This window comes from Pseudomonas sp. 273 (genome assembly GCF_029201425.1).
Lineage (GTDB): Bacteria > Pseudomonadota > Gammaproteobacteria > Pseudomonadales > Pseudomonadaceae > Pseudomonas > Pseudomonas delhiensis.
This window is the reverse complement of the sequence record NZ_CP116775.1, coordinates 2,696,381-2,722,614: the sequence shown is the minus strand read 5'-3', so window position 1 is coordinate 2,722,614 and position 26,234 is coordinate 2,696,381. Positions and strand designations below refer to the sequence as shown.

The window sequence follows — 26,234 nt, the reverse complement described above, 5'->3', positions numbered from 1 at the left end:
CGGGGTTCGCGAGCAAGCTCGCGCCTACAGTCGCAGGAGGAATGCCCTACGAAAAGCGCCTCGGTGCGACGCTCGGTTCAGTCGTCGCCGGGATGGTCCGCCAGGCCTTCCAGCTCGGCCCGTGCCACTGCGCGCTCGTCGAGCTTGCGGCGGGCCGCCTCGGGCAGGTCGGTGTAGCGGATCACGCCGCGCTCGACCAGCACGTTGACCACGTCTTCCAGCACGCGGATCACTTCCAGGTCGGAATGGCGCAGCAGGTCCAGCCGGCTGCGCACCTCGGTGCGCGCGTCCAGCCACTGGCCGAGCTCCTCGCTCTGGTAGGCCAGCGTGTCGTTCATGCCCTCGAAGGGCTGGGTCTCCACTCTCAACAGCCTTCCCTGCCCATCGCGTTGTACGTAAACCATGCGGATCAACCTAACCGTCATTGTCAAGGGTGCGGACGGACCGCTCCCGTCCGTCGTCAGCTACCTGGGACCGTCGATCGGCCCCGGGGTTCGGCGCAGCTTAACAAGGTCGGCTCAAGAAAGCAGGCTGACCACCGCGAAACGGCTCAGGTTGGCCTGGGCCACCACGGTGCGGGTCACCGCCGCGTAGCTGGAGCCGCTGTCGCGCACCAGGTTGAACACCGACGCCGCGTAGTCCTGCGCCCATTGCTGTTCGTCGCGGTCGGCCTGGCGGGCGAGGAACTCGCGGATCTCGCCCTGGCGCTGGCGCAACTGGTCGCGCAGGGTGCCGATGCGGTCCAGCGCGTCTATCACCTGGTCGAGCAGGTGGCGCAGCTCGCGCTGGTCGCTGCCGGCCAGGCTCTGCGGCAGGTCCAGCAGGCGCTGCTCGCGGGTCTGGGCGCGGCTGGCGCGGTCCCTGGCGAAGCGCTTGCCCTCCCCTGCACGCTGAGCTGGCCGCCCTGTTTGCGCCAGTCGGCCTCGGCCATGGAGAAGGTCAGCTTGCCGTCGGCGTCGAGTTCCGCGCGGATGCCGCTGGACGCCAGGCCGATGTTGAAGCTGCGCAGCAGCTGCTGGTCGCTCATGGCGTCGTCCAGCACCACCACGCCGGGTTCGCCCTGGGCGCGGCCGGCGCTGAACAGCAACGTCTCGCGGCCGCCGCTGCGGGCTTCGTCCAGGGTGGCCAGGCCGTCGATGGCGAAGCGGGTGCGCGCCGGTTCGTGCAGGTACAGGTCGAGGTTGGCGTCCAGCCCGCCGGCGCTGCGCTCGCGGCGTTGCGCCAGCAGCTCGGTGGCCTGCCTGAGCGGTTGCTCCAGTTGCTTGCGGTTGCCGCCCTGGCCGCTGCCCAGCTCGCGGCCCAGGCTGAGCTTGAGCTGGTTGAGGCGCTCGGCCAGCTCGCCCAGGTAGCCCTCGGCGCTCTGCATGGCGCTGAGCTGCTGGTTGAGCTGGATGCTGAAGCCGGCGGCCTTGCCCACCCCGCGCTCGCCAGCCGGGGCCGTGGCGCTGCGCTTGCGCTGGCGCAGGTTGCGCTCGCCCACCGCCGGCGGCGCCTGGCGCGGCTGGCCATCGATGGCGGCGACCGCCGGGAAGGAGTTCTCGACCTTCATCGCGCCAGGGTCCTCAGAGCAGGCTGAACAGCGACAGGCCGTTGACCGTCAGGTAGGTCTTCTGCGTCGCCTGCAGGGCCAGCTTGTAGTTGCCCAGGTCGATGCTGGCCTTGCCGTAGTCCAGCGCCGAGAGGTCGCCCTCGACCTTCTGGTTGACCAGGGAGATGTCCTGGTTGCTGTTGTCCAGCAGGGTCAGGGTGTTCTGCCGCCCGCCCAGGTCGGTGATGGCCGCCAGCAGCTTGCCGTGGCTGTCGTCCAGTTGGTCGATGGTGGCGGCGATGCTCTGCTGGATAGCCGGGTCGCTGCTGTCCAGGGCCGGGTCCTGCAGCCTGGCCACCAGGGCGTGGAGGCCGTTGAGCAGGTCCATGCCGTTGCCGAACAGCGGGCGGATGGCGACGTTCTCGTCGACCATCACGCCGTTGGCCACCACCGCCTGGCGCGTCTTGTCGTTGCCGCTGGCGCTGTAGGTGCCGCTGGCCGCGTCGTAGGTCACCGCCGGCTGGTCGGTGAGGGTGCCGGAGAACAGGTAGCGGCCCTCCTCGTCCTTGACGTTCAGGTAGCTGACCAGGGTCTTCTCCAGGTTCGACAGCTCGCCGGCCATGGCGCCGAGCTGCTCCTTGGCGTTGGAGCCGTTGGCCGCCCAGAGCAGCAGGTCGCGGATGTCCAGCAGGGTGTCGGAGGTGGACTGCAGGTTGGTTTCCTGGATCGACAGGTTGCTCGACACCCCGGCGATGTTGCTGCCGTACTGGGCCAGGCTGGCCTCCGAACGCTGGATGCGCAGGATGCGCACCGCGGCGATGGGGTCGTCCGAGGGATGCTGGATGCGGTTGCTGCTGGACATCTGCTGCATCAGCTGCGACATCTTCTCGGTGTTGCGGTTCATCGAGTCCAGGAGGATGGCGGTGCTCTGCGAATTGGTGATGCGCATGGGGCGTCTCGTCGGGTGGCGGGCTACGGCGTTCAGAAGGCCGCGAGCATGCTGTCGAACAGGTCCTTGGCGGTGCTGATGACCTTCATGTTGGCCTGGTAGGCCTGCTGGTAGGTCATCAGGTTGACCGCCTCCTCGTCCAGGTTCACCGCGCTGACGCTGTCGCGCTGGTTCTGCGCCTGCTGCGTCACGGCCTTGGCGGTGTCCAGGTCGGCCTGGTTCTGCCGGCTGTCGCTGGCCACCCGGCCGATCAGCCCGGCGTAGGCGTCGTTGAGCGTCACGGCGTTGCCATCGACGGTGATGACCTGGCTCTTCAGGTCGATCAGTTTCAGCAGGTTGCCGTTGTTGCCCTTCTCTCCGGAGCTGTCGGACAGCGCCAGTTCGGAAGGCTGCAGGCCGGTAAGGCTGAGCAGCTTGCCGGTGCTGCCGGCGTTGGCCTGCAGCAATGCCTGGCCGGGGTTGCCGTTCAGGTCGTAGCCGCCGGCCAGGGTGGAGTTGACCAGGTCGGCCACCTGGGTGGCCATCTGCGCCAGGCTGTCGAGGTTCGGCCGCAGGGTCTGGTACTCGGTGTCATGCAGCGCGCCCATGGCGCCGCCCAGGTCCTGCTGGTCGATGGCGAACTGGGTGCCGGCGAAGGCCAGGCTGACGTCCTGCTCGCCACTGCTGGTCAGGCTGACCTTCAGCTGCGCGGCGGAGGCGCCGGCCACCAGCGGCTGGCCGTTGGCCAGGGACACCGAGATGGAGCCGTCGGCGGCGGCCGAGGTGCGGATGCTGCTGTACTGGCTGAGCTGGGTGATCAGGGCGTCGCGCTGGTCCTGCAGGGCCGAGGGGTCGGCGGCGGCGGACTGCGCGGCGACGATCTTCTTGTTCAGCAGGGCGATGTTGGAGGTCAGGCCGTTGATCTCGCCGACCATGGTGCCGCGCTGTTCCTGCAGGGACTTGAGCTGGGTGTCGATGTTGCCGGAGAGCGTGTTGAAGCGCTGCGCCAGGTTGCCGGCCTCGGCGATGATCTGCTGGCGCAGGGCGGTGGAATCCGGGGTGGCGCTGGCCTCGCTCAGGGCGGCGAAGAAGTTGTCCAGGCCGACGCTGATGCTGGCGCCGTCGCTGGACATCAGGTCCTCCAGCGCGCCCAGGTACTGCTGGGCGTTGCTGTAGTAGTTCTGCGCGGTGGTGGCGCGCCACAGCTGCTGGTTGAGGAAGTCGTCGGACATGCGCCGGATGCCGGTCACCTTCACCCCGCCGCCGGGGCTCAGCGAGCCTTGCCCGCCAAGGGAGCTGGTGAGCACCGACAGGCGGCTGAACCCGGGGTGTTGACGTTGGAGGTGTTCTGCCCGGTGATCGACAGGCCGATCTCCGAGGCGCGCACGCCGCTGTAGGCGATCTGCGTCAAATTGCTCACGACTGCTTCCCTTTGGGCTGAAGGCGGATCGGTTGGGCGAAGGCGGCGGACATGGCCTGGTGTTGCGTGCCCTGCTGCTGATAGGCGACCGGTTCGGCCGCCGGCTTAAGCGGCGCCGGTGCCGTGGCCTGGCCGCGGCGGGCCAGGTCGTCGAGGATGCCGCGGGTGTAGCGGCGGGTTTCCTCGAAGGGGATGCGCTCGATCCAGGCCTCGCCGCTGATCTCGCCGCGGCGCGGGTCGCCGTTGCTCTTCAGCCATTCGTCGACGCGGCCGGGGCCGGCGTTGTAGGCGGCCAGGGCCAGGGCGCGGTGGCCGTCGTAGCGCTGCAGCATCTGGTCGAGGTAGGCGCTGCCGAGCTGGCGGTTGTAGGCGCCGTCGCGGGTCAGGCGCTGTTCGTCGAAGTCCAGGCCCAGCTTGGCGGCCATTTCCCGCGCGGTGTCGGGCATCAGCTGCATCAGGCCGCGGGCGCCCTTGGCCGAGACGGCGGCGATGTCGCCGGCGGACTCGTGGTCGATCAGGCTGTCCACCAGCTCGCCGAAGGCCGCGCTGCCACGCTGCCAGAGCCGCCCGACGCTCTGCACGCCGCGTTGCCAGTCGGCCACCACGGCCTGCTGCAGGCTGCGCGGCATGCCCATGCGGTCGCCGCCGGCGAGCATCTCGCCGCGGCCGTCGGCGTCGTGCCCGGAAAGCTGGCGTACCAGCAGCGCGGCGATGCCGGTCTGCTTGCGCTCGGCCAGGTTGTCGGCGAGCACGCCATCGTAGAAGTCGCGCATGGTGTCCAGGTCGCGGCTGCGGGTGATGCCGCCGGCCGAGAGCACGTCGCCGGCCTTGCGCATCTGCTTGAGGATCTGCTGCAGGAACAGCGCCTCGAACTGCTCGGCGGCCGCCTCCAGGCGCGCCTGGGGGTTGCCGTCCTGGTCGCGTACGGCGTTCAGCGCGGTGGGGAGTGAAACGATGCTCATGCGCGCGCCCTAGATGATGATGAGTTCGGCGTTCAGCGCGCCGGCCTTCTCCAGCGCCTGGAGAATGCTCATGACGTCGTCCGGGGTGGCGCCGAGGCTGTTCACGGTGTCGATGATGCCCTGCAGGCTGGCGCCCTCGGGCCAGCGGAACATCGGCTTCTTGTCCTGGGCGACGTTGACGTCGGACTGCGGCGTGACCGTGGTGCGGCCGCCGGAGAACGGCGCCGGCTGGCTGACCTGGGGGTTCTCGCTGATGGTCACGGTGAGGCTGCCGTGGGACACCGCGGCGGCCTTCACCCGCACGCCCTGGCCGATGACCACGGTGCCGGTGCGGCTGTTGAACACCACCTTCGGCCGTTCGCGGCCTTCCTGCACCTCCACCCCTTCGAGCAGGGCCATGAAGCTGGTGCGCTGGTTGGCCGAGACCGGCGCGCGCACGCTGACCTTGGTGCCGTCCAGGGCCTGGGCGCTGCCGGCGCCGAGCAGGTTGTCCAGGGCGGTGACGATGTGCGCGGCGGTCTGGAAGCTGGGCTGGCGCAGGTTGAGCATGATGTCCGGGCGGCTGGCGAAGTCGCTGGGGATCATCCGCTCGATGGTCGCGCCATTGGGGATGCGCCCGCCGTTGGCGGTGTTGATGGTGACGCTGGAGCCGCTCTGGCCGCTGGCGTTGAGGCCGCCCACGGCCACCGCGCCCTGGGCCAGTGCGTAGGTCTCGCCGTCGATGCCGCGCAGCGGCGTGAGCAGCAGCTGGCCGCCGCGCAGGCTCTTGGCGTCGCCCAGCGAGGAGACGGTGACGTCCACCGTCTGCCCCGGGCTGAACGAGGGCGGCACTTCGGCGGTGATGCTCACCGCGGCGACGTTCTTCAGCTTGGGGTCGATGTTGGCCGGCAGGTTCACGCCGAACTGCTTGATCATGTTCACCACCGACTGGCTGGTGAACTTCACCTGGGTCTTGTCGCCGGTGCCGTCGAGGCCGACCACCAGGCCGTAGCCGATCAGCTGGTTGCCGCGGATGCCCTCCACGTCCACCAGTTCCAGCAGCGGCACGGCGCGGCTCGCCAGGGGCCAGCAGGACAGCGCCAGCGGCAGCAGGTACTTCAGGATGGCTCGCATGGCCGGCAGCGCCTCACAGCGGGAACAGGGGGTGGGTGAAGAAGCGCGTCAGCCAGCCGGCCGAGTTGCTGTCGTTGAGCACGCCGCGCCCGGCGTAGGAGATGTTGGCGTTGGCGACGTTCTGCGAGGACACCTGGTTGTTGCGGTTGATGTCCTCCACCCGCACCAGGCCGGTGAGGCGGATGAACTCCGAGCCCTGGTTCAGGCGCAGGTTCTTCTCGCCGCGGACCACCAGGGTGCCGTTGGGCAGCACCTGGTGCACGGTCACCGCGATGGCGCCGCGCAGGGAGTTCTGCTGCTCGCTCTTGGCGTCGCCCTTGAAGTCCCGCGAGCTGTCCGCCGAGCTTTCCAGGCGGTCGTAGCTGTGGCCGAGGATGGTGGGGATGCCGATGCCCAGGCTGGAGCTCTTGTCGAAGCTGGTGCCGGCGCTCTTGCTCGACTGCGTCTGCTCTTCCAGCACCACGGTGAGCACGTCGCCCACCCGCAGGGCGCGCTGGTCCTGCACCAGGCCGCCGTAGTAGCCGGGGCGGTACAGGCCGCCGCCGCTGGTGGGCGGCAGGCTGTAGTCGAGGGTCGGCGGCTGGTAGGCGCTGGAGTCCTCGTCCGGGAGCATCTCGTTGAAGCTCGCGCAGCCGCCCAATAGCAGCAGGGCGAGCAGCGTCGGCAGGCGGCTCATGGCGGTCATACGGTCTGGTTGAGGAACTGCTGCATGCCGGAGGCGGCGTCCAGCACCTTGGCGTTGGCCTCGTAGGCGCGCTGTATGGCGATCATGTTCACCATCGCCTCCACCACCTGCACGTTGGAGCCTTCCAGCACGCCCTGCTTGAGGGTGCCCAGGCCATCCTCGCCGGGCACGCCCTCCACCGGCTGGCCGCTGGCCACGGTCTCGCGGTAGAGGTTGCCGCCCAGGGCCTCCAGGCCGGCCGGGTTGGTGAAGTTGACCAGGGTGATCTGGCCCAGCTGGGTCGGCTGCGTCTCGCCGGCCATGATCGCGCTGACGGTGCCGTCGCTGCCGACGGTGAAGCTGCTGCTGCCGGCCGGCACCTCGATGTTGGGGATCAGCGGCAGGCCCTGGGCGTTGACCACCACGCCGTCGGCATTGAGCTGCAGCTGGCCGTTCTCGGTGTACAGGGTGTCGCCGTTGGGCGCTTCCACCTGGAAGAAGCCGCGGCCGACCACCGCCAGGTCCATCGGCTGGCCGGTGGTCTGCATGCTGCCTTCGGTGAACACCTTCTGCGTGCCGGCCACGCGCACGCCGCTGCCCAGCTGGATGCCCGAGGGCACGGTGTTGACCTGGTCGGCCTGGGCGCCGGGCTGGCGGTCGATGGAATAGAACAGGTCCTCGAAGACCACCCGGTCGCTCTTGAAGCCGGTGGTGTTGACGTTGGCCAGGTTGTTGGCCACCGCCGACAGCGCGGTGTCCTGCGCGGCCAGGCCGGTCTTGCTCACCCACAGTGCCGAACTCATGCGGTATCTCCTTAGCGGGCCGCGCGCGGCGCGGCCGGGTTGTACGGGGCGCGTCAGTCGCGCAGCAGGCGGTCGCCGGCGGACGCCATGTCCTCGGCCGCCTTCATCATCTTCACCTGGGTCTCGAACATGCGGTTCAGGCTCATGGTGGCGGTGAGCTGGTCGATGGACGACACGTTGCTCGCCTCCAGGTAGCCGCTGACCAGGCGCACGTTCTCGGCGGCCTCCGCCGGCTGGCCGTCCTTGCGCACCAGCAGGCCGGCGGCGTTCTTCTGCAGCTCGGCGGCCGGGGCGTCGACCAGCTTGATGCGGTCCACCTCGGTCATCAGGTAGTCGCCGCGGGGCATCACCGAGACGGTGCCGTCCTCGCCGATGTTCACGCTGTCGTACTCGGGCAGGACGATCGGGCCGCCCTCCCCCAGCACCTGGCGGCCGTTGATGGTCAGCCGCCCTTCGCTGTCCACCAGCATGCTGCCGTGGCGGGTGTAGGCCTCGCCCTCGCCGTCCTGCAGGGCGATCAGGCCCTGGCCGCGGATGGCGAAGTCGAGGTCGCGGCCGGTCACCGTGAGGGTGCCGGGGCCATGTCGACGCCGTTGTTCTCCAGGCGCGCCAGGTGCCGGCTGTCGTAGCCGTAGCCGGTCACGTCCACGGCGCTGACGCGCTCCATGTCGGCGCGGAAGCCCGGGGTGTTGGCATTGGCCAGGTTGTTGGCGCGCACCTGCAGCGACTGCAGGGTGCGGCTGGCGGCGCTCATCGCGGTGTAGGCCAGGCGGTCCATGGGTCAGCCTCAGATGGCGCTGAACAGCGCTTGGGTGAGTTCCTTGTCGGTGGTCAGCACCTTGGTGTTGGCCTGGTAGTTGCGCTGGCCTTCCATCAGGTTCACCAGTTGCGCGGTGAGGTCGACGTTGGAGCCTTCCAGCGCGCCGGCCACCAGGTCGCCGAACTGGCCGCCGCCGGGGGCGCCCACCAGCGGGCCGCCGGAGGCCGAGGTCTCGGTCCAGGCGGTGCCGCTGACCGCGCGCAGGCCCTCGGGGTTGACGAAGCTGGCCAGCACCACCTGGCCCTGCAGCAGGCGCTGGCCGTTGCTGTAGTTGACGTAGACCATGCCGTCGTCGTCGACGGTCAGGCCGGTCTTGTCGCCAGAGGCATAACCGGAGGCCTTGTTGGTGGTGACGGCGAAGTCGGAGCCGTACTGGGTGGTGCCGGTGTAGTCGACGCTGACCGCCAGGGCGTTCACGCCGCCGGCCAGGCCGCCGACGTTGAGGGTGAAGGGCGCATTCGGCGAGGTCAGCATGCCGGCGCTGTCGAAGCTCAGCGCCTGGGTGCCCACGGCGTTGCCGTCGGCGTAGTAGTGACTGGTCCAGGCGTTGTCGGCGGTCTTCACGAAGTACTGCGTCAGGGTGTGTTCCTTGCCCTGGGAGTCGTAGACCTTGGTGGTGTAGGTGGAGTTGTAGGTGGAGGCGTTGGCCGGGTCGAAGGCCAGCGCCGGCACGGCCTCGTCGGCGTCGAGGTTGGCGACGAAGGCCAGGCTGTCGGTGGGCTTGGCCGGCAGGCTGGCGGTCTTCACCTGCAGGTCGCCGAGCACGCCGGCCTGCAGGTTGCCGGCGGCGTCCACCGAGTAGCCCTGCAGGCGCTGGCCGGAGGCGTTGACCATGTAGTTGGCGTTGTCGGTGTTGAACACCCCGGCGCGGGTGTACTGGGTCTCGCCGGTGGCGCTCTTTACCATGAAGAAGCCGGCGCCGGAAATGGCCAGGTCGAGGTTGCGGCTGGTGTTGGTGAGGCTGCCGCCGAGGCTGATGCTCTGGGTGTTGCCCAGCACCTCCACGCCCATCGCCTGGCTGTCGGCGTAGACGCTGCCGAACTCGGTGCGCGAGGACTTGAAGCCGACGGTGCCGACGTTGGCGATGTTGTTGCTGACGGTATCCAGCTGCTCGCTGACGGCGTTCAGCCCGGTCAGGGAAATGTTGAAGCTCATCGGGTTCGCTCCTGGGCGGGATCAGGCAGCCGCGCTGCCGAATTCGACGATGTTGTAGAAGGGCACGGAACCGGCGCCCTCCACTTCCAGTACCGGGCCGCTGTCGCTGACGCGCACGTGGCTGACCTTGCCGCCGACCTCGACCTTGGGCTTCTCGCCGCTGCTGGTCTCGACCTCGACGCTGTACTTGCCCGGCGCCAGGCCGAGCTTCTGCGGGTCGACGCTGAAGCCGACGCTGCCGGCCTCCTGCGGGCCGAGGGCGAGCCTGGTGACCTCGCCGGTGGCGGCGCTGGTCAGCTTCAGGGTGGTGCTGGTGGAGGCGTGCTCCAGCTGCACCTGGCCATCGACCGCGGCGCCGTCCAGCTGCAGGCTGTCCACCGAGACCATCACCTTCTGCCCCACCAGCCCGGCGGCGGTAAGGTTCTGCAGGTTGTCGGCGAGCACCAGGCTGTTCTTCTGGATGGTGTTGAGGTTCTCCAGGCTCTGCACCTGGGACAGCTGCGAGTACTGGTTGACGAACTGGGTGCTGTCCACCGGGTCGGTCGGGTCCTGGTACTGGATCTGCGCGACCATCAGGGTGATGAAGTTGTTCTGCAGTTGCGACACGTCGGTCAGGTTGACGCCGACGCTGTCGCCGCCGGTGCTGCCGCCATTGGTGGAGCCGGTGCCGTTGACGCTGCTGGTCATGACTGTTCTCCCAGCTTCAGCAGGCCCTGCTGCATGCTGCGTACGCGGTTGAGGACGTCGACGCTGGTCTCGAAGCTGCGGGTGGCCGACATCATGTCGGTCATTTCCTCGATCTCGTTGACGTCCGGGTAGTAGACGTAGCCGTCGCGGTTGGCCAGCGGGTTGTTCGGTTCGTAGCGGCGCTGCGCCTGCGTGCCGGAAGTCACCACGTCGAGCACCTGCACGCGGGCGCCGCCCATGCCGGCGTCGCGGCTCAGCTCGTCGTTGCCGTACACGGCGGCGAACATCGGCTTGCGCGCCTTGTACGCGGCGTCGGCGCTGGAGGCGGCGGAATCGGCGTTGGCCAGGTTGCTGGCCACGGTGTTCAGGCGCACGGTCTGCGCGGTCATCGCGGAACCGGCGATGCGGTAGATGGAGTCCAGTGCCATGCTCAACGTCCTTCGATGGCCTGCCTGAGGCCGCGGAACTTCATGCCGAGGAAGGTCAGGCTGGTCTGGAAGCCCATGGCGTTGCGGGCGAACTCCGACTGCTCCACGCCCTGCTCGACGGTGTTGCCGTCTTCCGACGGCTGGTTGGGGATGCGGTACTTCAGTTGCGCGCTGTCGTCGGCGAAAGCCAGCCCGGCGTCCTCGGCCTGCGGGTCGAGGCGGCGCATCTCGCCGGCGAAGTCGATGTCGCGGGCGAGGAAGCCCGGGGTGTCCTGGTTCGCCAGGTTGGCGGCGAGGATTTCGCTGCGCTGGGTGCGGACCTGCAGCGCGCGCACGTGCACGGCGAGGGATTCTTCTACCCGTATGCTCATCGGTGGCTGTCTCCGGCCTGACTCTTGCTGGCGTCCCCTTCAGCAGGAACCGTGCCTAACTTGAGAACAGCGAGCAAAGCCTTGATTTCATTGACTTGCAGCCAGCATCGGCAATCCCCGCCCGCCCCCCGGCTTCCGCTTTCGCGTCGCCTGGCGGGCCGGGGCGGAAAAAGCCTTTCCGCCCTCTTCCTGGTCCTCGCCGGCAGCCTGGCCAGCCCCGCCACCGAGGCGGCCGGCGAGGTCCGCGCGCAGATCGAGCGGGCGGTGAGCGCGCAACTGGACGCCCAGCTGCGCGAAGAAGCCCGGCGCAACGGCTGGCAGGGCCTGCGCAGCCAGTTCAGCCACGAACTGCTCGGCAGCCTGCCGCCCGCGCCCTGCAGCCAGCCGCTGCAAGTGCAGCGGCGCAGCGACGAGCCCTCGCCCCTGGCCCGCCAGCGCTACGAAGTCCGCTGCACCGACGGCGCCGGCTGGGCAGTGACGGTCAGCAGCCAGGCCGACGCCTTCCTGCCGGTGCTGGTGACCGCCGGCATGGTCGACCGCGGCCAGGTCCTGGCCGCCGCCGACCTGAAGCTGCAAGCGCAGAACATAGCCCGCGCCCACCACGGCTTCTTCACCCGCCCCGAACAGGTCATCGGCCAGGGCGCCCGCCGCCGCCTGCGCGCCGGACAGCTGCTCACCCCCCAGGTACTCGCCAGCGCCCAACTGGTCAGGCGCGGCCAGCAGGTGCGCATCAGCGCCAGCCGCGACGGCATCCAGGCCAGCACCCCGGGCGAGGCCCTGGCCAACGGGCAGCAGGGGGAAGTGATCAAGGTGCGCAACCTGAGCAGCGAGAAGGTGATCCAGGCGCGGGTGATCGAGGCGGGGGTGGTCAGCAGCACCTTCGAATGAAAGCGCGCGCAGGGCGGATGATCGTTCGCGGTTATCCGCCGTTGGCCGTGTTACCGGAGCGTCCGGCGCGGCCGGTGAACCCAATCGCGGACGGAGTCCGCTCCTACGACGGTGTGTCCCGGAACCGTAGGAGCGGACTCTGTCCGCGATTTGGCGGATAACGCCGCAGGCGTTATGCGCCTCCGGGAGCTTCGCGGTTTCGCATCGCGCCGGACGGTTCCCTCTCCCGCTTGCGGGGGAGGGTTAGGGAGGGGGAGCGGAGCCAGGGTTGGCAGAGGTGCGTGAGCGAAGTCCGCCCCTCTCCCCAACCCTCTCCCTGAAGGGAGAGGGGGCCGTCCGAGCAGGCGGATAACACAGCGTCAGCCGGCAAACTCGTAGGGCGAATAACCGTTCGCGGTTATCCGCCGTTAGCCCAAACACCGATGCCCGACGACGATGGCGGATAACGCCGTAGGCGTTATGCGCCCTACGGTTTTCCAGAGGAACATCCAAGCGCACCGGAACGCCCCTTCAGAAGGCCGAGCGAAACCGGCGCTCAGGAGGTCATGCGACATGGATGTCGCGAGAGCCCCGATGGGCTACAGGGACGTACCCTCGGGGCGGGCCTCCGTGGCGGGGGAGTTCGCGAGGGTAGCCCGGCTTTATCGGGCCCGTATGTCGGGGCAAGCCTTTTTGGTTACTTTTGTGGCGTTTGACAAAAGTGACTCGCCCGAGGGGGCGAAACAAAAAATCTCCGCAGACTCGGAGCGGCGCGCTACACCAAGCCCCAATCCACTGGTTTCCCGCGTTCGCGGGAATGACGATTGGTAGAGAGGTGCGCAAGCCCAAGGTTAGCGATCAAGAGCCAGACACCACCTACCCCGAAAGAATTTCTCGAACCGGCCCTTAAGCGATTTTCCGGCCCGGTCGCCCTACCCCTTCAGCAGGCGATCAAAGCCGGCTTTACACAAGCCCAATCCGAGGATTCATTCCATGGCTCTGTCGATCCATACCAACTATTCCGCCCTGACCACCCAGACCAACCTGAACAAGACCAACGCCAAGCTGGCCACCAACCAGCAGCGCCTGGGCACCGGTTACCGCGTGAACAGCGCCGCCGACGACGCCGCCGGCCTGCAGATCGCCACCCGCCTGGACGCCCAGTCCCGCGGCATGGCCGTGGCCACCCGCAACGTCAACGACTCCGTGTCCCTGCTGCAGACCGCCGAAGGCGCCTTCAGCGAGATGACCGACATCGTCCAGCGCATGAAGGACCTGGCCACCCAGTCCTCCAACGGCACCAACAGCTCCAAGGACCAGGACTCCATGCAGGCCGAGTACGACGAGCTGGGCAAAGAGCTGGCCAACATCATGAAGAACACCAGCTACGCCGGCGACAAGCTGTTCAGCGACGGCACCGAAGTCGACGGCAGCAATGGCAAGTTCTCCGCCTCCATCAGCTTCCAGATCGGCGCCAGCAGCGCCGAGACCCTGGCGGTGGACGCCTCCACCAACCTGACCGACGTCGCCACCAAGCTCAGCGACATCTCCTCGGTCTACGCCGCCAGCGGCGCAGCCACCGCCGCCAGCGGCAGCGAACTCAGCGCCGCCAGCGCCAACGGCATGATCGACAAGCTGAGCACCGCCCTGGACAGCATCGGCACCCTGCGCGCCCAGTTCGGCGCCAACATCAACCGCCTGAACCACACCGCCAACAACCTGGCCAACATGAAGGACAACACCGACGTGGCCAAGGGCACCATCATGGACGCCGACTTCGCCTCCGAATCGGCCGCCATGACCAAGAACAGCATGCTGATGCAGTCCGGCATCTCCATGCTCAAGCAGGCCGGCCAGATGCCGGGCATGGTCATGTCCCTGCTGGGCTGATCCGCCCCTCGCAGCTGACCGCCGACAAACGCCCCGACCCGTTCGGGGCGTTTGTCGTTGGGCCGGGAAATCCCGTGGCGCAGACGGTGCGGGCAATCTGTCAAGCAAGAAAGGTACAGGAATGGGACTTGTCTCTATATTTTATTGACGCCAGAATGTCGCCCCTCTGCAACGAACCCCTTACGAATTCGTACAAGGACGGACAGCCGGCCCCTACATGGACATGATTCAGATCACGCCCGTCGCCGACGCCCGCCCCCTTCCCGTCCGTATCATCCGTACCGGCCTGGCCGATGGCTGCCTCGCCCACTTCCAGCCCGAGCTGTACCAGCTGGTGCTGCAGCGCGAGGGCTTCGAGGAAAAGGTCGAACTGGGGTTCTCCGGCAGCCGCCTGCTCGAGCGCCTGCTGCGCCAGCCCGGCGAGGTGGTGGCGCGCGACGAGTTGCTGGCCCACGCCTGGAGCGACCGGGTGGTCGGCCAGGGCAGCCTCAACCAGCAGATCTACACCCTGCGCCAGATCCTCGGCGACGAGAAGCGCCGCGAGATCATCCAGACCCTGCCGCGCCGCGGCTACATGCTCAACCCGCGCTTCGCCGTGTGCGCACCGGTAGAGGCCGAAGAAACGGCCACCCCCGGGCAAGTGCCGGCCACGCCCCCCATGCCCGCCAGCCCGCAGCGCCGCTGGTGCAGGCCCGAACTGCTGGCCGTGGCGGCACCCGTGCTGCTGGCCGGCGTGGCCCTGGCCGCCACGCTCCACTACGGCCTGCAGCGAACCCAGGACCTGCGCGCGGACCTGGACATCGGCAACAAGCATTTCACCTACCTCGACGCGCACCCCCAGGGCCTGGCCCAGCTGCGCGAGCGCACCGGCGCCCTGAGCGCGCGCCTGGCCGCGCTGAGCGAACGGCCCGCGCATTTCACCCTGTCGCGCCATGCCGGCTTCTACGAATTGGCCTGCAGTACCGAGGACGCGTCCACCCGCCTGCTGCTGATCCACCAGGACCAGCTCGCGCGCCTGGCCGACGACCAGTTGCGGAGCTGCCTGCCATGAAGCGCAGCCACCTGTTCGCCGGCAGCGCCCTGCTGAGCCTGGGCCTGCTCGCCGGCATGGCCGCCACCTGGCTCAACTACCGCTCCGCCAGCGAGTTCGATGGCCGCTACCACAGCAGCGGCCAACTGGTCCTCGCCGACGGCCGCAGCCTGCGCCTGGAGCACAGCCTGCTGCTGCGCGACGGCCATTTCTATGCCGTGACACGCCAGGGCGACACCGTGCAGAAGACCTCCGGCAGCGTCGAGTCGGGCTTCCTCGGCCACCTGCGCCTGCGGGTGGAAAAGAGCGAGCTGGCCGAACTGCAGCAGGCCGCGCAGCTGGACAACGAGCTGCTGTTCAACCTGCTCTACGGCAGCGAGAACGACAGCCTGCTCAACCTGCAGCCCCACGGCGACTGCCTGCTCGCCGAGGAAACCCGCCAGCTGTATTGTGCCGAGCGCTTCGCCGGCGAGCCCTGAGAGCCTGATAACCGCTCAAGGCTTGGCCGCAGCGCCCTGCCCTGCGCTGAACTTCGCCCCGTCGGAACCGACCTGCACCCGCGCCTGGTCATCGCTGAACAGCTGGCGGTACAGCTGCTCGGCGCTATCGGTCAGCAGCAGCAGCTCGATGCGGCGGTTGGCGCCGTTCTGCGGGTCCTCCGGCAGCAGCGGCATGCCGTCGGCCTGGGCGGTCACCTGGAGCACGTTGCGCGCCGGCAGGCCCGCGTCCACCAGCACGTTGCGCGCCTGCAGGGCGCGGTCGCCGGAGAGGTTCCAGTTGTTGTAGCCGTTGGCCCCGCGGTAGGGCACCGCGTCGGTGTGGCCGCTGAGGATAAGGCGGTTGTCGACCTTCGCCAGCACGCCGCCCAGGGCCGCCAGCAGGGTGCGGAAATGCGCGTCGAGGGTGGCGCTGCCGCGGGGGAACATGAAGCGCTGCGGGTCGTCCTTGATCAGCACGCGCAGGCCCTGGGGCACCACCTTGACCTCGATGTTGGCCAGCGCGTCGGTCTGCGCGGAGACCGCGCGGATCAGCGCCGCCAGTTCCTGCAGGTCGACGCTGGAGTCATAGTGGCGCGGCTCGCTGCCCTCGCCCGGCTGCTTGCCGTCGACGCTGGCGCGGCTGCCCTCGGGGGTGCGCGGCGGGTTCTGCGGCTGCACCGGCATGGGCAGGCCATCCAGCTCCACCGGCGTGCGGCTGGAGCCATCGAACACCCCGGCGCCGCCGTCCACCAGCGGGTTGCTCTGCAGGTCACCCACCGCCGGGTTCTGCATCACGCTGCGCGGCTGCACGATCCAGAGCACCATGAACAGCGCCATCATCGCCAGGGTGAAGTCGGCGAAGGCCACCTTCCAGGCGGAGCTGTGCTCCTCGGCGTGGCCCTTCTTGCCACGCCGCTTGATGATGACCTCGTGGTTCTGCTCGCCGCGCCGCCTCATGCCGCTTCCCTTTCATCCTCGTACTGGTTGACCCAGGTCTCGAGCTGGCGGAAGGCCGGCTTGACGTCCTGCTCGATCAGCTTGCGCCCGGCGTCCACCGCCAGCAGCGTGGGCTTGCCGGCGACATGGGCAACCAGGGTGGTGCGCACGCATTCCAGGGCCGACAGCTCGGTCTTCACCCGCTGGGCCATGGCGTTGGACAGCGGGTCGAGCACGCAGTAGCAGAAGAAGATGCCGAGGAAGGTGCCGACCAGCGCCGCGGCCACGTGGGCGCCTACTTCACCGATGGTGCCGCCGATGCTGCCCATGGTGATGATGATGCCCATGATCGCCGCCAGGATGCCGAAGCCGGGCATGGCCTCGCCGACCTTGTGCAGCGACTTCGACGGCTGCAGCAGGGCCTGCTCCATGGCGTCCAGCTCCTGCTCCAGGAAGCCTTCCAGCTCGTGGGCGCTGATCTTGCCCATGGCCATCAGGCGGAAGTTGTCGGCGATGAAGGCCATCAGGTTCCTTTCCTGGAGGATCAGCGGGTAGCGGGCGAACAGCTCGCTCTGCTCCGGCTCCTCGATGTGCTCGTCGAGCACCTTCAGGCCGCCCACCTCGACCATCTCCAGCAGCTGGTAGAGCAGCATCAGCAACTGGCGCTGGAACTCCTCGCCGCGGCGCTTGTAGACGAACACGCCCTTGATCTGCACGAGCATTTCCAGCAGGACCTCGCGCGGGTTGGCCACCACCAGGCTGCCCAGGCCGGCGCCGAGGATGATGACCACCTCCGCCGGCTGCCAGAGCACGCTCATCTCGCCATGGGCCATGGCGTAGCCGCCCAGGACGCAGGCGACGATGATCAGCGCGCCTATGATCTTCTGCATGATTCAGCTTCTCTCGCTCAGGTAGCGGCAGGCCTTGTTCAGCGCCTGCTTGCTCAGTTGACAGACCCGGGCGTCGCTCACCTCGAGCACCAGGGCGATTTCCTTCAGGCTCAGCTCGTGCTGGTAGTACAGCGTCAGCACCAGGCGCTCGCGCTCGCTGAGCTGCGCCAGGGCCTGGGCCAGCATGCGTTCGCGCAGCACCCGCGCCTCCAGCGCCGACTCGCCGTCCACCAGGTTCTCCAGGCCCTCGCCCAGCAGCGCGTCGAGGCTCTCGATGGCCTCGCAGGATTCGGCCTGCAGGTAGTCCTGGTAGCCGCGCTCGTCGAGCCCGGTGTGGGCGAGGATTTCCTTGTCGCCGGGCGTGCGGCCCAGGCGCCGGGCCAGCTCGCGGATGCTGTCGCGCACCTTGTGCGCCTGCAGCCGCACCTGGCGCGGGCGCCAGTCCTGGCGGCGCAGTTCGTCGAGGATGGCGCCGCGGATGCGCAGCACGGCGAAGCCGGCGAACTGCTCGTCGGGCGTGCCGTAGCGGCGCAGGCTCTCCAGCAGGCCCATCAGGCCGATCTGCTCCATGTCCTCGCGGTCCAGCACCTGGTTGGCCTGCAGCGACAGCTGGCTGACCACCCGCCGCACCAGCGGCAGGTAGCGCATCAGCCATTGCTGCTCGGCGCCCGGGGCGAAGGCCGGGTGGCCCGCCTCGGCGGGGTTGCGGTAGTCGAGGGCGCAGTGGGCGTTCATGGGCGGGCCCCCTATTGCACGATCAGCTTGCTGACCAGCACGTGCTGGAAGGGCGCGGCCACCTTGCGCGTGGCGAAGTCGGCCAGCAGCACCTGCTCCAGCTCGCCCTGCAGCGCCGGGATGGCCTTGGCCCGCAGCTGCTCGTAGGTCAGCGCGGAGAGGTGCGCCACCGCCGAGTTGCGCACCATGGGGTCGATCTGCTGCAGCTTCTTCTGCTGGGTGCCCAGCTCGGCCTGCAGCACCAGGTCGAGCACGAAGTAGTGCTCGCGGCCGTCGCCGCCCGGCAGGCTGACGATGATCTTGTTGACCGGGAAGAACTCGTATTCGCCGGGCGCTTCCTCTTCCGCCGCGGCGCCCTGCTCAGCGCCGGCGGCCTCGCCGGCCCTGGCCTGGGCGGCCAGCAGCGGGCGCGCCAGGTACCAGGTGCCGGCCACGCCGCCGGCGGCGATCAGCAGATTCAGAACAGTGAACAACAACATGATGCGGCGCATCGTCATGACGGTTTTCCGATCCTCGGTTTCCATGGGTTGCCCGGCGCTAGACGGTGACCAGCACGTCGCGCGGGCGCAGGCCGGCGTCCGCCGCCGTCCCCTGCTCCGCCGCCGCACCGGTCGGCGCGTCGTCCAGCCAACTGGCCGGGCGCCCCTGCCGGGCCTGTTGCTGCTGCGCCTGCTGCTGGCCGGCGCGGCCGTCGGAGACCTGCACCTCCACCGGCTGCTGGCTGGCTCCGGCGATGTCCTGGCGCAGTCGCTCGGCGCCCTGCTGCAGCAGGCGGGCGACGTCGCCCTGGGCCGCGTGGATCTGCACCGTCAGGCCTGCATTGTCCCGGCTCAGGTAGATTTCCAGGCGCCCCAGCTCCGGCGGGTCCAGGCGGATGGCGGCGCTCTGCTGGTTGTGCCGCAGCTGCAGCTCGACGTTGTCGCGCAGGGCGTTGAGCAGTTGCTCGCCCCAGCGTTCGGCCGGCGCCTGCAGGCTCAGCTGGCGCTCGGGCATGTGGCTGGCCGCCAGCGGCTGGGCGTCGTTCACCACGGCCGGGGCGTTGGGCGGCGCCGGCGCGGCGGGCGACGGCACCTGGCCGGCGAGCTTGTCGAGCTGGCTGTGCAGCAATTCGTCGGCAGCCGTTGCGGCCTTCGCCGGTGGCGCTTCCTCGGTCTTGGCCGGCAGGGCCAGGCTCGGCAGGGGCTGGCCCTGGGCCGGCGGCGGCGGGGCCTCGGCCATGCCCTGGGGCAACTGCGGCAGCGGCAGGTTGCCGGGCAGGGCGCGGGATACCGGCGCGCTCGCGGCATCCCCGGCCTGGCCGGCGTCGCGGGCCTGCAAGGTCACTTCGCGCTGGCCGAGCATGCTGGCCAGCCACTGCTCGGCGCCCGGCAGGGCGCCCAGGCTCGGGTCGGGCTGCGGCGGGAGGTCCTGTGGCGCAGCCGGGTCGGCGGGCGTGGAGGGAGCCTCCGGCACGTCCTCGGTCGCTTCCGCGCCCTTGGCCAGTTGCGCGGCGAAGGCCGGCAGCACCTCGCCCGCCGCCTCGGAGCCACCCCTGGCGGCCGTGCCCGCGGCCTGCTGCCCGGCGCCCATGGCCGGTACGGCCGGCAGCGGCGTGTCCTTGCCCGGCGCGGCGTCCGCGGCCAGGCGGGTATTCACCTGCAACACTGTCATCTCCCGGCCAGCAAGCGGTCTATCTGCATGTAGGCGGAGCGCCCTTCGGCGTACTCCAGGTGGCTCGCCAGCAACTGGCGCAGGCGCTCCACCTCCTGCGCGCAGGCGCGCCGCGCCTGCTCGTGCAACTGCTGCAAACGGCGCTTGGCCTCCATGCCGGCGGCGTCCAGCGCGGGGCCGGCGGCCAGGCGTTCGAGCAGCGCGCGGATGGCGCCGTCGACCTCGCCCAGGCGCGCCCACTCGCCGCGCGCCAGCACCTCGCCCAGGCGCGCGTGGAGGCTGCGCAGCTCGTGCACGCGCGGATCAGCCACGGGCGGCATGGACACCGGCCCAGCCTTCGCGCAGGGTGCCGAGCAGGCCGGCGACCTCGTCCAGGCCCTCCAGCGACAGGTTCACGCTGACGTCCGAGAGGCGGTAGATGCAGTAGTCGTAGAGCCGCGCCAGGTCCTGCACCACCGCCCCGCCGGCTTCGTAGTCGAGGGCGCTGGACAGGCCGTTGAGGATGTTCATGCACTTGTCCAGGGAACGGCCCTTCTGCTGGAAGCGCCTGGCCTCGATATGCCCGCGGGCGCGGGCCAGTTCGTCGAGCAGGCCGTCGAACAGCACCAGCACCAGCTCGTAGGGCGACGCCGCGGCGGCGCGCGCCTCCAGGTCCGTGGTGCGGTAGCTGTCGTAGCCTTCGTTCATCGAATAGGTCATGTGAACATGCTGGAGGTCTGGTCCATGGAATTCATGACTTGCATGAGGTTGGTGTACTGCTTGAGGTAGCGCGAGTAGGCGTTGTTGTAGCGCGTCTGCAGGGCATCGAACTGGTCGTCGATGTCGGCCAGCTTGTCGTTCAGGCTGTTCACCCGCGAGGTCAGCAGGCCGCTGGTGGAGCTGGTGTAGGCCTTGAGCGCGCTGTCCAGGCTGTCGATCAGGTTGCCCTTGCCGCTGAACAGTTGCTCGAAGCCGTCGGCGTTCTGCGCCAGGGCCTTCTCCAGCTTGCTGCTGTCGAGTGTCAGCTTGCCGCTGCTGTCGGCGCTGACGCCGTAGCCGATCAGGTTGACGCCGCCGAAGCTGGTGCGGATCAGGCCGTTGACCGCCGACCTGATCGCCTGCACCGCCGAGTCGCCGGCCAGCGCGCCGCGGCTGGTGGTGCCGCTGCCGCTGGCGGTCAGCGTGCCGATGGTGCCCATCAGGGTGTTGTAGGCATCCAGGAAGCCCTGCAACTTCTTGGTGGTGGCGTCCTTGTCGCGGCCGATGTCGAGGCTCAGCGGCGCCTCGGCCGGGTCGCTGACCTTGGTGAAGGTCAGGCTCACGCCGTCGATGGCCTTGTCGAAGGTGTTGCTGGCGTTGCGCAGCTCGATGCCGCCTTGCCCGCCCAGGTAGACGATGGCGTCCTGGGCGCTGGAAAGCTGCTTGCGGGCGTCGATGGAACCCTGCACCACGGCATTGCTGCTGGACAGGCTGATGGCCTGGTCGGCGCCGCTCTTGTCGCTGGTCAGCACCAGGTTCACCGTGCCGTCGCTGCGCACCAGGGTGGCCTTGACGCCGGTGTTGTCGGCGGCGCCGTTGATGGCCGAGGCCAGGGCGCTGAGGCTGGTGATGCCGCTCATGTCGACCTTGAAGCTGTCGCTGCCCTGGCCGATGGTCAGCTCGCCGCTGCCCAGGTCGCCGTCGCTCAGGCCCTGCAGGGCCACCTGGTCCTTGGAGGCCAGCTGCTTGACGAAGAACTGGTAGCTGCCGGAAACGGCGGTGGAACCGACGCTGGCGGTAGCATAGCCCTCGGCGCTGAAGGTGGCGCTGTTGACCAGCATGTTGCTGGCGCTGCTGGAGCTGCTGCGCAGCCCGGTCACCGCCGAGGCGAAGCTGCTCAGCGCCGACTTCAGCTGGGTGACCGCGGACAGCTCGCTGTTGTAGCTGGTCTTGTTGCGGTTCAGCCGCGTCTGCGACGCCTGGATGTCGTACTGGGCCAGCTGGGTCGCCATCTGCTGGACGTAATCGGAATCTATGGTTGCCATGGTCGGGTACCCCTTTGCGAGCCTGGGAGCAAGTTCGGTGCCAACGCCCGGAAGACCCGTATTCCGGGGACTCCAGCCGGCAGCGAAGTGAAAGGATGCTTCCGCCTCGTGGAACCGGAAGGCGAGCCGGAAAGGGCCTTTCCGCCTGCCGGCGCGGGAGCTGCTTCCCAGTCAAGGCGACCGGGTGGGGGTTGGAGTTAAGCGGAGATTTGGGGCTGGGTTGAATGCGAGTTCCGGCCCCCTCGTTTGGCGGTGAGTTTCACCTGCCAAGGCCGGCGGCTCGGAAAGCTCAACGACACCTTTTGGCGCGTCTTCGAAATGTCCAAACACGTCGGCATCGCCTTTCTGACCGTGGACGCCAAAAACGACCGCGCCGCCACGTGCTACGAATGGCTAGGATTCAGACCATTGATTAATACTCCACTCCAACTGGTCTCTTCGACCACAACCTTCCTCGACGCGTTTCGAGAAAGGGAAATGCAGGACCAAGTTCAAGCGCTGGCAACCACCGAAACCCCGACCTTCTGAAGCCTCAGCCAGTCGGCCAAAGGCATGAGAGGGACGGCCCGAAAGGGTGCCCCCCTGACAGGTCCTCCGTCAGGGCCCGAGACGCAGCACGGTGGCCCGCCCTTCGCCTTCTCTGGCGTTAGGACCGCCACTCTATTCACAGAACGTATACGCCCCATAGGACACTTCCAATACTGATAGTCCCTCGCAAAAGCTCGCCTCCTTTCTTTGACTGCCATCTGACGACATCACTGCAGCACTACAGAAAGTGCAGGAGAAATGACAAGAGTAGGTCTGCTAGAACTCAGAGTCGGGACATGTCTCGCCACAGGGCACCAAAGTATGCAACCGGAACCCGGAGTCATTGTGCGGGAGTGAACGCTAGGTGGCCGGAACCTAAAGAAGCCACCGCCTTGGAGGATGTGAGTACTGCTACGCAAAAGTTATCAAAACCAAACCATCTGACTCCTCACCGACCTGAAATGAAGAGCAGTACGCTCCGTACTCTGACCTAGATCGGAATGGCTCACACTAGAACTCTTGGCAGTCATGCCGAAGGCAGAGTGCCAAGTTTTACAGACTCGTTTCTGCAGCTGCAATCTAGCCGGATTCACTACCCTGCCAGCGCGCCTCGCACTGGACACGAATCTTCAACACCGTAAACGGACGTTGACTATGGAATCGCTGGGTAACCTACGCCATATAGGAACCGTGCACCCTGCAATATCGCCACCCCCGCAACTGATGATCGAATGGCTACTGTTCAACAAATGGGCATCCGAGGTTGGCTCACACCCTGGGCCAAGGCAATCTCACTCGTGAGAAGTTCTTCAACAGCAGGCACGCGGCAAGACATAGAAATGCCGTACAGAAAATTCATATTCAATATAAAGATTTTTCACCAAGAGCATCTATAAGATTCCATTTTTTCTGCTTTTCGCCCCCGCACAGATGCCCAGCCAATAACGATTTCGATCACAGCAACCCATTGAAACACACAGGAAAATCAAAATAAAAAGGCAGCACACCTACATCCCCCTTCTTGTACGACTTCATTTCTCGAACCACCGAAGAGACTAGACAGCTAAATTAACTCCTGCTTTTATTCCATTGCACCATTGAGCTGACTCATGACCGTTGCTGTTGGATGCTTTATCGATTGTTGAGAATTCGTCTAAGCGTACTGAGAAGTGCACTATCGCCTTACTCAAGGAGAGAGACCGATGACTCCCCGCGAAACTTGTATCCTTGCCGCTGCGGCCCTGAAAAAGCTGGCCATGAACCAAGCCTGCAGGGAGGCGTTCTCTAAAGACTCTTTGTTCTTCAAGTTGTTCGCATCTGCTGCGCAACGCTATCTTCTTGCCGCAAACCGGGACGCGCTGCTGCCAAAACTGAACGTACTGGCTGAGAAGGGCTATGCATTGAGTGTCGAGTACGTCGGCGAAGAGAATGCCGACTCGGCAGTAGTACAACGCTTCATCAATGAGTACCTGACGTCGATCCAGCCATTCGCCGATGCAGGGCTTAAACCTCAGTTGAGCTTCGACCTTAGCGCCGTTGGCCTCGCCCTATCCCAGAACACCGCCTACAAAAATGCGGCAGCCATCATCTCAGCAGCTGCGGCGCACGATATGCCTGTCATGATCAGCATGGAACGTGCCGCCTCAGTAGACCGGATTCTGGAAGTGTATGGCGAATTGGCGCCTGTCCACGCAAACGTTGGCGTGACCATCCAAGCATATCTACACCGCACCCTCGACGATCTGCCGAAAATCCTTCACTACGGACGCAAAGTCAGGTTGGTCAAGGGAGTCTACAACGAGCCTGAGGCGGTCGCGCTGCCTCGCGGCGAAGCCCTGGATCAACGCTACTTGGGGTTGCTGGATATGGCCTTGGGGGCAGGTGTGCCCGTCAGCTGCGCGACCCAGGATCCCGCCCTGATCCCCCATATCCTGGCCAAGTCGCGTCATTCAGCAAATATTGAACTGGAGATGCTCCACGGCGTGCAACCCACCTTGCTGCGCCAAGCCAGGGAGGCAGGGTTGCCCTGCCGTATCTATGGAGTCTATGGCGAAAGCTGGTACCTACACTTTCTGCATCGCTTGGCCGAGTCCCCGGAAGAGATTCTAGGTGCGCTGGCTGACTTCAGCGATCCCTCCCGCGTGGTATTCGCGGCCGGTTACTGAACCTGCTGTGTTTGCCCACGGACTGTAAACAGAGCCCGATCTGATGTTTGCATTCCTTGTTATTTTAAATAGAACGGATGGCATCTATCCCTCCAGAATTACTGCGTGCGTCGGCAGATGGGGATGAGCCGACCATAACGTGAACACATCGCGCGTGCTACCGCACAAAAAAAGTATGCCGCTCACATTACAGAAAGGATGTACACATGTTCATTGACCTTAGAAGTGATACGGTGACTAAACCCACCAATGGCATGCGCAAGGCAATTTACCTAGCCGAGGTTGGTGATGACTGTTTCGGCGAGGATCCTAGCGTCAAGAATCTGGAAGAATATTGCGCAAATTATTTCAAAAAGGAAGCGGCCTTATTTACGACCGGAGGAACCCTGAGCAATCAGCTGGCAATTAAGACCATGACGCGCCCCGGCGATGAGATATTCATGGACGCCTCCTACCACATTAACTTCTACGAGGCAGCATCGACTTCTGCCTTTTCTGGGGTGAACTTTTCCCTGACCTGCCATGACGATGGTTTATTCGATGTCGCGGATTTACAAAAATTGTACGCGTCGAAGTGTCGCTGGAACCAGAACTACGCGGTGCCACGGGTGGTCGTCGTAGAAAATACACTGGGTTGTAAAGGCGGCGGTGTGTTCCCTCTGGAACAGATGAACCAAGTTTTTACCTATGCCAAGAACATCGGCGCATACCGTTACCTGGATGGTGCACGGATTCTCCACGCCTCAATCGCCACCGGTATGGATGTCACCTCCTTTACCGACAATGCCGATCTGATGTCCATGTGCCTTTCCAAAGGGCTAGGAGCGCCAGTCGGCTCAATCATGATGGGCCCGCACGAGCTTATCCAGCAGGCCAGAAAGTACCGAAAGTGGTTCGGTGGTGATCAGCACCAGAGCGGAATGATGGCCGCCGCGGGCTTGTATGCCATGCGCAACCACATCGAACGGCTCGCCGAGGACCATGAACATGCGGCACTACTGCACAAAGAACTCAGCAGCGTGGAGGAGGCACGCTCGGGCTACAAGGGCACCAATATGGTCACCTTAGACATCTCTGCCTTGGGAGTGACGCCGCTGCGTTTTGCCGAACTGCTTAGAGAAAAGTGCGTGGGAGTTCTTCCCTACAATGACAGGGAAATCCGTCTGGTCCCTCATATCAATATCGACCGCGCGCGCATCCTCAAGGCCGCTGAGCTGATCAAGACACAGGTGAGCGAACTCGCCCATGCGGTGGAGGGCGTGAAATGATCTTCAAGAAGAATGTGGTGTTAGTCGTAGATGCCTATTCGATCGGCAGCCTGATTGCCCCAGCGTTCATGTCCCGTGGCTATGAGTGCATCCATGTACGCTCGACGGATAACGTCAACGCATTCTATGAGTCCTGGTTTCGCGAAAATGACTTCATCAGCGATTTCCTCTATCAGTCCGATACTGCGCTGAAAGAGGCTCTGACTCAATACAACGTGCAGTTCGTTCTGGCGGGTTGCGAGTTTGGCGTCGAATTAGCCGCGCATCTAGCAGATTGTTTTAAGGTGGCACGCCGCAACGACCCGGCGCACGCGATTCGCTGGAGAAATAAGTATGAAATGCATGAAGCACTGAAGAATGCCGGCGTTCGCTCCATCCAGCATTTTAAATCGACAGACCTACAGCAGATCCAGGAGTGGATCGATCAGCACGATCTCTTCCCAGTCGTGCTAAAACCTCTCAATAGCGCGGGTTCCGACAATATTCACATCTGCACTCGAGCAGACGAGGTCACCCAGGCGTTCGAGACCATCAAGGCTAGCCGTACCATTTTCCTGACACAGAACGAAGAAGTGCTCGTTCAGCAGTATCTGGAAAATTCCGATTTCCTATCAGAACTGAAGCCGGAAAAAAGTCCCAATATCGATATCGAATATTGCGTCAATACGGTCAGCGTGGACAGCCAACACTTCGTCAGTGACGATCATACGTGTGTATCGCACCCGTATCGGCTCGGCACCGGTTCACGACTATAACCAACTTATGTGCCCGATCGACAACCACGACATCTACAGCCGGCTCTCCGAGTACATCTTCTCCGTGCTGGATGCCTTGGGTATCAGGCAGGGGGTCGGGCACAGCGAACTGATGATCGTCAACGATCAGCCCGTGCTACTTGAGACAGCCGCGCGCTT

The 26,234-nt window shown here is 66.2% G+C and carries 28 protein-coding genes and 2 pseudogenes; 8 read left to right on the top strand and 22 right to left on the bottom strand.

Annotated elements, in window-relative coordinates; genetic code table 11:
• Window positions 1–77: 77 nt before the first annotated feature.
• The 14 genes and pseudogenes from PKO50_RS12960 to flgB all read right to left on the bottom strand — a co-directional run bounded on the left by PKO50_RS12960 (window position 78) and on the right by flgB (window position 10,879).
• The gene (locus PKO50_RS12960; RefSeq protein WP_089393561.1) at window positions 78–404 is read right to left on the bottom strand and encodes a tryptophan synthase subunit beta; all 327 of its coding nucleotides are present in this window, start codon (window positions 402–404) and stop codon (window positions 78–80) included.
• A gap of 114 nt (window positions 405–518) precedes the next feature.
• The gene (locus PKO50_RS34105; protein ID WP_346770505.1) at window positions 519–758 is read right to left on the bottom strand and encodes a hypothetical protein; all 240 of its coding nucleotides are present in this window, start codon (window positions 756–758) and stop codon (window positions 519–521) included.
• Window positions 755–1,549 carry a hypothetical protein gene (locus tag PKO50_RS12955; protein WP_346770504.1) on the bottom strand — a complete coding sequence of 265 codons (795 nt, stop codon included), beginning with the start codon at window positions 1,547–1,549 and terminating at the stop codon, window positions 755–757. The genes PKO50_RS34105 and PKO50_RS12955 overlap by 4 nt, the downstream gene beginning before the upstream one ends.
• Before the next feature lie 13 nt (window positions 1,550–1,562).
• Window positions 1,563–2,477 carry a flagellar hook-associated protein FlgL gene (flgL, locus tag PKO50_RS12950; RefSeq protein ID WP_275629930.1) on the bottom strand — a complete coding sequence of 305 codons (915 nt, stop codon included), beginning with the start codon at window positions 2,475–2,477 and terminating at the stop codon, window positions 1,563–1,565.
• A gap of 32 nt (window positions 2,478–2,509) precedes the next feature.
• Window positions 2,510–3,876, bottom strand: a pseudogene (flgK, locus tag PKO50_RS12945) (flagellar hook-associated protein FlgK).
• Complete coding sequence (locus PKO50_RS12940; RefSeq protein ID WP_275629929.1) at window positions 3,873–4,838, bottom strand: transglycosylase SLT domain-containing protein; 966 nt, start codon at window positions 4,836–4,838, stop codon at window positions 3,873–3,875. Before PKO50_RS12940 ends, flgK begins: the two are co-directional and overlap by 4 nt.
• 9 nt (window positions 4,839–4,847) lie before the next feature.
• On the bottom strand, window positions 4,848–5,951 hold the full coding sequence (locus PKO50_RS12935; RefSeq protein ID WP_109932746.1) for a flagellar basal body P-ring protein FlgI: 1,104 nt from the start codon (window positions 5,949–5,951) through the stop codon (window positions 4,848–4,850).
• Between the two features lie 13 nt (window positions 5,952–5,964).
• Window positions 5,965–6,627, bottom strand: a complete 663-nt coding sequence (gene flgH / locus PKO50_RS12930; protein ID WP_275630472.1) for a flagellar basal body L-ring protein FlgH — start codon at window positions 6,625–6,627, stop codon at window positions 5,965–5,967.
• Between the two features lie 5 nt (window positions 6,628–6,632).
• Complete coding sequence (flgG, locus tag PKO50_RS12925; protein WP_275629928.1) at window positions 6,633–7,418, bottom strand: flagellar basal-body rod protein FlgG; 786 nt, start codon at window positions 7,416–7,418, stop codon at window positions 6,633–6,635.
• A 53-nt stretch (window positions 7,419–7,471) separates the two neighbouring features.
• A pseudogene (locus PKO50_RS12920) lies at window positions 7,472–8,196 on the bottom strand (flagellar basal body rod protein FlgF).
• Window positions 8,197–8,205: 9 nt separating this feature from the next.
• Complete coding sequence (gene flgE / locus PKO50_RS12915) at window positions 8,206–9,393, bottom strand: flagellar hook protein FlgE (RefSeq protein ID WP_089393472.1); 1,188 nt, start codon at window positions 9,391–9,393, stop codon at window positions 8,206–8,208.
• Between the two features lie 21 nt (window positions 9,394–9,414).
• Entirely contained in the window at window positions 9,415–10,080 is a 666-nt protein-coding gene (locus tag PKO50_RS12910; RefSeq protein WP_275629927.1) for a flagellar hook capping FlgD N-terminal domain-containing protein, read from the bottom strand.
• Complete coding sequence (flgC, locus tag PKO50_RS12905) at window positions 10,077–10,508, bottom strand: flagellar basal body rod protein FlgC (protein ID WP_275629926.1); 432 nt, start codon at window positions 10,506–10,508, stop codon at window positions 10,077–10,079. The genes PKO50_RS12910 and flgC overlap by 4 nt, the downstream gene beginning before the upstream one ends.
• A gap of 2 nt (window positions 10,509–10,510) precedes the next feature.
• Complete coding sequence (gene flgB, locus PKO50_RS12900; RefSeq protein ID WP_089393475.1) at window positions 10,511–10,879, bottom strand: flagellar basal body rod protein FlgB; 369 nt, start codon at window positions 10,877–10,879, stop codon at window positions 10,511–10,513.
• A 264-nt stretch (window positions 10,880–11,143) separates the two neighbouring features.
• Between flgB and flgA the strand changes: the two genes are divergently transcribed.
• The 4 genes from flgA (at window position 11,144) to PKO50_RS12880 (ending at window position 15,145) form a co-directional block, all read left to right on the top strand.
• The gene (flgA, locus tag PKO50_RS12895) at window positions 11,144–11,767 is read left to right on the top strand and encodes a flagellar basal body P-ring formation chaperone FlgA (protein ID WP_275629925.1); all 624 of its coding nucleotides are present in this window, start codon (window positions 11,144–11,146) and stop codon (window positions 11,765–11,767) included.
• Window positions 11,768–12,739: 972 nt separating this feature from the next.
• Window positions 12,740–13,636 carry a lateral flagellin LafA gene (lafA, locus tag PKO50_RS12890; RefSeq protein ID WP_109935501.1) on the top strand — a complete coding sequence of 299 codons (897 nt, stop codon included), beginning with the start codon at window positions 12,740–12,742 and terminating at the stop codon, window positions 13,634–13,636.
• Between the two features lie 217 nt (window positions 13,637–13,853).
• A complete protein-coding gene (locus PKO50_RS12885) occupies window positions 13,854–14,687 on the top strand; it encodes a winged helix-turn-helix domain-containing protein (protein WP_275629924.1) in 834 nt (277 codons plus the stop codon).
• Window positions 14,684–15,145 carry a hypothetical protein gene (locus tag PKO50_RS12880; protein ID WP_109935503.1) on the top strand — a complete coding sequence of 154 codons (462 nt, stop codon included), beginning with the start codon at window positions 14,684–14,686 and terminating at the stop codon, window positions 15,143–15,145. The genes PKO50_RS12885 and PKO50_RS12880 overlap by 4 nt, the downstream gene beginning before the upstream one ends.
• A 15-nt stretch (window positions 15,146–15,160) precedes the next feature.
• Here PKO50_RS12880 and PKO50_RS12875 read toward each other — a convergent pair whose 3' ends face one another.
• Genes PKO50_RS12875 through fliD form a run of 8 tightly spaced genes read right to left on the bottom strand, consistent with a single transcriptional unit; the run spans window position 15,161 to window position 21,359 of the window.
• Window positions 15,161–16,102 carry an OmpA family protein gene (locus PKO50_RS12875; protein ID WP_275629923.1) on the bottom strand — a complete coding sequence of 314 codons (942 nt, stop codon included), beginning with the start codon at window positions 16,100–16,102 and terminating at the stop codon, window positions 15,161–15,163.
• Window positions 16,099–16,971 carry a flagellar motor stator protein MotA gene (gene motA / locus PKO50_RS12870; RefSeq protein WP_275629922.1) on the bottom strand — a complete coding sequence of 291 codons (873 nt, stop codon included), beginning with the start codon at window positions 16,969–16,971 and terminating at the stop codon, window positions 16,099–16,101. The genes PKO50_RS12875 and motA overlap by 4 nt, the downstream gene beginning before the upstream one ends.
• Window positions 16,972–16,974: 3 nt before the next feature.
• Complete coding sequence (locus tag PKO50_RS12865; RefSeq protein WP_089393481.1) at window positions 16,975–17,706, bottom strand: FliA/WhiG family RNA polymerase sigma factor; 732 nt, start codon at window positions 17,704–17,706, stop codon at window positions 16,975–16,977.
• Window positions 17,707–17,717: 11 nt separating this feature from the next.
• On the bottom strand, window positions 17,718–18,203 hold the full coding sequence (locus tag PKO50_RS12860) for a flagellar basal body-associated FliL family protein (RefSeq protein WP_275629921.1): 486 nt from the start codon (window positions 18,201–18,203) through the stop codon (window positions 17,718–17,720).
• 40 nt (window positions 18,204–18,243) lie between these two features.
• Window positions 18,244–19,350, bottom strand: a complete 1,107-nt coding sequence (locus PKO50_RS12855) for a flagellar hook-length control protein FliK (RefSeq protein ID WP_275629920.1) — start codon at window positions 19,348–19,350, stop codon at window positions 18,244–18,246.
• Between the two features lie 2 nt (window positions 19,351–19,352).
• Window positions 19,353–19,676 carry a hypothetical protein gene (locus PKO50_RS12850; protein WP_275630471.1) on the bottom strand — a complete coding sequence of 108 codons (324 nt, stop codon included), beginning with the start codon at window positions 19,674–19,676 and terminating at the stop codon, window positions 19,353–19,355.
• Window positions 19,660–20,055, bottom strand: a complete 396-nt coding sequence (gene fliS, locus PKO50_RS12845) for a flagellar export chaperone FliS (protein ID WP_089393485.1) — start codon at window positions 20,053–20,055, stop codon at window positions 19,660–19,662. Before fliS ends, PKO50_RS12850 begins: the two co-directional genes overlap by 17 nt.
• A complete protein-coding gene (gene fliD / locus PKO50_RS12840; protein ID WP_109935510.1) occupies window positions 20,052–21,359 on the bottom strand; it encodes a flagellar filament capping protein FliD in 1,308 nt (435 codons plus the stop codon). The genes fliS and fliD overlap by 4 nt, the downstream gene beginning before the upstream one ends.
• A 252-nt stretch (window positions 21,360–21,611) precedes the next feature.
• Between fliD and PKO50_RS12835 the strand changes: the two genes are divergently transcribed.
• From PKO50_RS12835 to PKO50_RS12820, 4 genes are all read left to right on the top strand, one after another.
• Window positions 21,612–21,887: a hypothetical protein gene (locus PKO50_RS12835; protein WP_146219626.1), complete on the top strand. Its 276-nt coding sequence runs from the start codon at window positions 21,612–21,614 to the stop codon at window positions 21,885–21,887.
• 1,202 nt (window positions 21,888–23,089) lie between these two features.
• Complete coding sequence (locus PKO50_RS12830; RefSeq protein ID WP_109935512.1) at window positions 23,090–24,052, top strand: proline dehydrogenase family protein; 963 nt, start codon at window positions 23,090–23,092, stop codon at window positions 24,050–24,052.
• 206 nt (window positions 24,053–24,258) lie between these two features.
• Window positions 24,259–25,320, top strand: coding sequence for a GntG family PLP-dependent aldolase (locus tag PKO50_RS12825; protein WP_109935513.1), 1,062 nt, complete (start codon window positions 24,259–24,261; stop codon window positions 25,318–25,320).
• Window positions 25,317–26,075 carry a hypothetical protein gene (locus PKO50_RS12820; RefSeq protein WP_275629919.1) on the top strand — a complete coding sequence of 253 codons (759 nt, stop codon included), beginning with the start codon at window positions 25,317–25,319 and terminating at the stop codon, window positions 26,073–26,075. Before PKO50_RS12825 ends, PKO50_RS12820 begins: the two co-directional genes overlap by 4 nt.
• Window positions 26,076–26,234: the final 159 nt, after the last annotated feature.